This is a genomic window from Mesorhizobium sp. M7A.F.Ca.CA.001.10.2.1 (assembly GCF_003998575.1).
Classification (GTDB): Bacteria; Pseudomonadota; Alphaproteobacteria; order Rhizobiales; family Rhizobiaceae; genus Mesorhizobium.
In genome coordinates this window covers 1-1,847 of record NZ_RZQY01000902.1, presented here as the reverse complement: position 1 = coordinate 1,847, position 1,847 = coordinate 1, and the positions used below count along the sequence as shown (strand labels likewise).

Genomic DNA, 1,847 nt, shown 5'->3' with positions numbered 1-1,847 from the left:
CCCGATCCGGCGAGACCGAATAGAGCCCCATGGCGCCGACGCAGCTGATCAGATTGCCCGATTTGTCGAAGGCGAGACCGAGCGGGAAGCCGCCTATATGGGCAAACACTTCCGATTTGACATAGTCTGGCGCGAAGAAACGGACGATCTCGCCATGACGCGTGCCGCAATAGAGATTGTCGTCGCGGTCGAGGATGACGTCTTCTGGCCCCTCCAGCTCGCCAAGCCCGATATGGTCGGCGGCGGACAACCGGTTGTCGAGCTCGTAGGGTGTGCCCGAACCAGGTGCGGCCGACTGTGTCTCGCCCATCTTGAGATAGACCGGCGCGACATAAACCTCGTTCAGCACCTTGTGGCGGTTCTTCAGCCAGCGGATGTCGATGGTCACCGCGACCGCCAGCATGATGCCCAGCACCATCTGGTTGGTGCCGGTGCCATAGCCCAGCCGGATCAGCCCGTTGGTCATGGTCAGCACAATGATGGCGCCCATCAGCCCCTTGATCACCGAGCCGCGGCCGCCGCCAAGGCTGACGCCGCCGACCACCGCCGCCGTCAGCGCCATGATCTCGAGGTTGAGGCCCGTGCCCGGCCCTGCCCCGCTCAGCCGGCAAGCGATGAGGAAGCCGCCGATCGAGGCGCAGAAGCCGGAGAAGACATAGGTCATGAACACCGTGCGGCGCACGCGGATGCCGGCATTGTGGGCCGAGCGCCTGGAGCCGCCGACCGCCAGCACGTGCCAGCCCGGCCGTGAACGGGTCAGCGCGATATGGGTGACGATGGCCAGGATGATCGCCAGCCACACCGAGACCGACAGCCCCCAGAAGGTGCCGTCGCCGATGAAATCCAGCACGTCCGAGGTGGCGCCGGAAAGTTGCACATCGGCGGCATAAGTGGTGACCAGGATGTCGAACAGCGCGCGGCCGAAGATGAAGGTGACCAGCGTGGTGAGAAAGGCGCGCAGCCTGAAATAGCCGACCAGATAGCCGTTGATCGCACCGAACAGCAATCCTGTGGCGATCGATGCGGCAAGCGCCAGCCACACGGACTGATCGAGGATGAAGAAGACATAGACCGCGGAAAAACAGGAGAGCGCGAAGATCGAACCGACCGACAGGTCGATGCCGCCGCCCAGCATGACCACCGTCATGCCGGTGACGATCAGCGAGAATTCGCCGAGCTGACGGGTCGAATCCTGCAGCGCCGTCAGCTTGAAGAAGCCCGGGATGAGCGAGCCGAAGGTTGCCAGCGTCGCCACCAGCGCCAGGAACGGAATGGCGTTGTCGGTCCAGCGCTTGGTCAGGATCTCACCGACGACATGGTCGGGCACGAGATTGTAGCGCCAGGACTGGAGGCGTTCGCGAAAGGACATCAGGTCACTGCTGCAAGAGAAAAGACAAAGAGGTGGCCAGGCAATCCGACCACCTCATCGATATGGATTGAAGAGGCTTGGCTTACTTCGCCGCCGCTTCTGCCTGCAGTGCCTTCAGGTCCCAGCAGCTATCGGGCTTCAGGTCAGCCTTGGTCGTCGCCTTCTCCAGCGTGTAGATGTAGGTGTGCGAGGTGCCGGCCGGCTGGCCGCTCTGCAGCAGGAACTTGATGATGGCGTTCATGTCGCCCGACTGACGGGCAAGATCGGTCATCACCACAGCGCCATAGGTGCCGTCCTGCAGCTTGTCGCAATCGGCCGCCTTCTCGCCACCGCCCGTGGTGACCAGGAACACCTTGCCGTCGAGCTTGGCGTCGCGGATCGCGGCAGCCGCGCCGGTGGCATCGCCGTCCCAGAAATCGATGATGGCGCAGATGTCGGGATTCTGCTGCAGCATCGTCGTCGTCACGTTGCGCGAGGT

The 1,847-nt window shown here is 63.3% G+C and carries 1 protein-coding gene and 1 pseudogene; both read right to left on the bottom strand.

Translation table 11 applies throughout. From position 1 onward, the window contains the following. A pseudogene (locus tag EN964_RS33255) lies at positions 1–1,369 on the bottom strand (ABC transporter permease); the annotation flags it as partial. Positions 1,370–1,451: 82 nt separating this feature from the next. Next, positions 1,452–1,847 (bottom strand): substrate-binding domain-containing protein (locus tag EN964_RS33250; protein WP_206528800.1); only part of this gene is annotated, 396 nt, incomplete at its 5' end.